5 protein-coding genes and 1 pseudogene are annotated in these 3309 nt (G+C 41.6%); 2 read left to right on the forward strand and 4 right to left on the reverse strand.

All coding sequences use genetic code 11. The annotated features are described in order from the left end of the window. Window positions 1-125 (reverse strand): transposase (locus tag A3766_RS32690; RefSeq protein WP_156508931.1); only part of this gene is annotated, 125 nt, incomplete at its 3' end. A 155-nt stretch (window positions 126-280) separates the two neighbouring features. On the opposite strand from A3766_RS32690, the gene A3766_RS32695 reads away from it, so the two are divergent. Continuing rightward, window positions 281-502, forward strand: coding sequence for an IS3 family transposase (locus A3766_RS32695; RefSeq protein WP_197479602.1), 222 nt, complete (start codon window positions 281-283; stop codon window positions 500-502). 34 nt (window positions 503-536) lie between these two features. Here the strand turns inward: A3766_RS32695 and A3766_RS16390 are convergent, their stop codons facing one another. The 3 genes and pseudogenes from A3766_RS16390 to A3766_RS16400 all read right to left on the reverse strand — a co-directional run bounded on the left by A3766_RS16390 (window position 537) and on the right by A3766_RS16400 (window position 2664). Continuing rightward, window positions 537-827 carry a type II toxin-antitoxin system RelE/ParE family toxin gene (locus A3766_RS16390; RefSeq protein ID WP_068509843.1) on the reverse strand — a complete coding sequence of 97 codons (291 nt, stop codon included), beginning with the start codon at window positions 825-827 and terminating at the stop codon, window positions 537-539. Next, complete coding sequence (locus tag A3766_RS16395; RefSeq protein WP_068509845.1) at window positions 820-1041, reverse strand: hypothetical protein; 222 nt, start codon at window positions 1039-1041, stop codon at window positions 820-822. The genes A3766_RS16390 and A3766_RS16395 overlap by 8 nt, the downstream gene beginning before the upstream one ends. 469 nt (window positions 1042-1510) lie before the next feature. Next, a pseudogene (locus A3766_RS16400) lies at window positions 1511-2664 on the reverse strand (IS110 family transposase). 339 nt (window positions 2665-3003) lie between these two features. On the opposite strand from A3766_RS16400, the gene A3766_RS16405 reads away from it, so the two are divergent. After that, on the forward strand, window positions 3004-3309 hold a 306-nt coding region (locus A3766_RS16405), incomplete at its 3' end, for a putative quinol monooxygenase (protein WP_068642518.1).

Genomic DNA, 3309 nt, shown 5'->3' on the forward strand with positions numbered 1-3309 from the left:
TCTCGCCAGGAATACAAGGTGGATAGGTTTATGTTTTCCTGGGCTGAAAACGTTCTTAATGATAACCCACTTTCAAGCCACTTCTTAACAATGGCTTCTTTAAACTCTTTTGAATAATGCTTCACTCATATTCTCTTACCGCCTCCTATTCAATTATTAAAAATTAACAGAGGCGACAACTATCCTGACACAGGGGGTTATATTACACTCTGATCGCGGTGTTCAGTATCGCGCACAAGGTTATGTCGACTTTGTCGCGAATAGTCAGCTTAAGCAGAGTATGAGTCGTAAAGGAAACTGTTGGGATAATGCACCGATGGAATCTTTCTTTAGTCGACTAAAAGTTGAATTGATTTATGCAAAGAATTACCAGTCGATGGATGAAGCAAGAACAGGTATATTTACCTACATTGAAGTCTTTTATAATCGAAAGAGAAGACACTCAGCTATAGGGAATATAAGTCCTGTTGAATTTGAAAATCGAACTGCGTTAGTTGCGTAGTTATAACTGTCCACTTTTCGTGGGGCACACCAAACTAAAAGGTACGTTTGATATCCCTGTAGAAGTTTTCGTGTGAACCTAATGCCATCAACTCAAGGGTAAGTACACCTTCGTCATAGCTATAGCCAAGTAACGTAAGTTGCTTAATCATCTTAAATTTATAAACTCTAAGAAACGCAAGATCACCTCGTTTCTGCTCACCTAAAAGTGGGTCTTTAACAAGCTCTTTTACAGCATTATCCAAGTCTTTCTTCTGGTTAGGTTTTAATTTCTTTACTGCTTTTTTAAAAGTTGGCGTTTGTAAAATATTCTCAACTTTAGCCAAAGTCGTAGCGCTCCAACTTACCTGCTTCTTTTTCTGCTTGGGCAATAATGGCTTGCTTTACAAACTCATATGGCAAATCAGGGTTATCTTCCATCATTTCACCAATTTTTGCCCAATGTTCAATCTGCTTTGGTGGCGTCCTATTGTAAGCCTTAGCCATAATGGTGGCTTTTTCAATAAGATCTTGGTCTAATCTTACGCTATTAGTTGCCATAGTTAATGCTCCTGTAACAATCTGCATTAATTGTGGCATATTGCTACAAATAAATAAAGTTATAACCAACGGCTCAAACGGACTCCGTAACAGTCGCACCTTTTTTGTTCCAAAAAAGTCGCCACAGTTACTACGCCGTTTAGCCGGGCGTTGGTATGACTCCCCACGTCAAGCAAACTGCACAAATTCCTGCCGATAGCACGGCCAGAGTTTTTTCTTTTTTAGTCAACTTCTTTTGTTTAAGAAGCATTAGCGCATCAGATGAAGCAGATAATTTCGACGGTTATCATGCTGGTATTCGTGGGTTGCTCTTTTTTTAAAGAACCTATCCGACCTTACTTTTTACGTCGTGGTGTCTGTCTTCAGTCTATGCTCGTGGATCAATGCGATGAAGCTACATTGCCTACCTAACGCCGTCGGTGATTACACCACACTCGTTGCTTGACCCAATGCGCTAACGCTAAACTCATTAAGCTGGTACTCTTGATAAACGTGTTTTTGGGTCGACCTTAAGTAAAATGACTTCTCGTGATATCGACCAGATAAAGGCAATCATTTCACGGGCTATTGCGGTCACGACCACATTGCAATTTTGACCGCGCTTCATAAGCCTCTGATATCGTTTTCACAGCCTTAGTTGCGCTTGCCATGCTTGATCGATAATCTCCTTAGGTAGACCTTCCTGTCTTACCTGCATTTCTTTGGATATTCGTGCGCTATACCGATAGCTGTGCGCTCCCTCAATCAACAGTTTCTGACGCGTCCATTACCGCACTTTGTAATGCTGCCAAGTTTTCGTTTATCGCGACTAGAATGCTCACTCGGGGTGAGCCCGACATAGCTCATTAGCTTTCTAGGCGTATCAAATCGGCTTAGATCACCAAGCTCACACACTACGCCTGTTGCGATGAGGAGGCGTATTCCACGCATCGCTTGTATTGCTTTAACGACAGGATAGTAGCGCCACTTCTTGACTTGATGAGTGAGCTCGTTGTCGAGTCGTTTTAATCGCTTAGTGCGCTCATCAATAGTCTGAATCATTTCTTGTAAAACGATTTGCTGGCAAGGGTGCGGAAGCACCATTTCGGTTAGCCATCGCATATGTTTTAACGACCAGTTAGCGGTACCTGTATAACGTATATTATTCCTAAGCAGCATCGATTTAAGTTGATGCTTCGCATCGTTTAAATCTCGCATGGCTGCTTCTCGTGCGCGAGATAAGTCACGCACCGCTTCATCTTCGGGTTCAGGTACGTAGATTGGGTCAAGGTCATTGTTCTTCAGTAGTCGAGCGAGTTTCTGAGCGTCTCGTTTATCTGTCTTCACTCGCTCACCAGGTTTCTTGGGGATGAGAGATGGCGCGACTAAGAAACAGCAGTGACCAAGGCTGGTGAGAAGTCGATAAATCCAATAACCACAAGGGCCTGCTTCATAGACAAAGTGAAGTGTCGCATGCGGGTATTTCGATTGTAATTGTCGAGCAAGTTTTACAAAGCCTGCTTTGGTGGACTGAATGCGGCCTAGGTCGATAACTTCTGAGGTACGGTAATCAAGGGTATAAGCGACTTGAGTTTGTTCTTTGTGAGTATCTAAACCAATAAATAGTATGTTATCTTTTTGCATGGTGCTGGCCTCTAATTTATAGCGTAACAACTATAATATGGCTCGGCCTTTGCTAACCCACGAATTGGAGGTCAGCACTCTTTAGTGGGGAGTCATTATGTCTAAATGCAATAAGGGAAGTCGGCAATTGAGTAAAGAACTTTGAGCATTGTTGTTGTATTAGTTGTTTTAATTCTAATCGGGTTATTAGTTAGTCGTATCTTTACGAATCATAGAAACAAAGCTAATACCATTTGCTCTAATTGTGGTCATAACTTTGAGAGTACAACTGGAAAGTTAATTAAAGTATTAAGAGGCCCATCTCCTCTTTAAAATTAAACGAATGAATAAGGAAGTTCAATGAAAGCAAAAGTAGCAGTATTTGGATCATTAAGGTTTCCTCCAGATAATACCGAAAAAGTATTACCACACTTAAATGCTTTAGTTCGTAGCACTCACGAAAATGATGGATGCATTGCGTACGATGTTGCGGAAGATCCATTCGATAAGGGCTTAATTCGTTTTTCAGAGTTGTGGCCGAATCGTGAGAGCTTAAATGATCACCTAAGTGCGCCGCACATTAAACCATGGCGAGAGCAGGCTAAAAAATATGGGTTATCTGAGCGCGTATTTAATTCGTGTGATTTGTTATCAGACTCTGTTGCG

It is taken from the genome of Oleiphilus sp. HI0132, assembly GCF_001635845.1.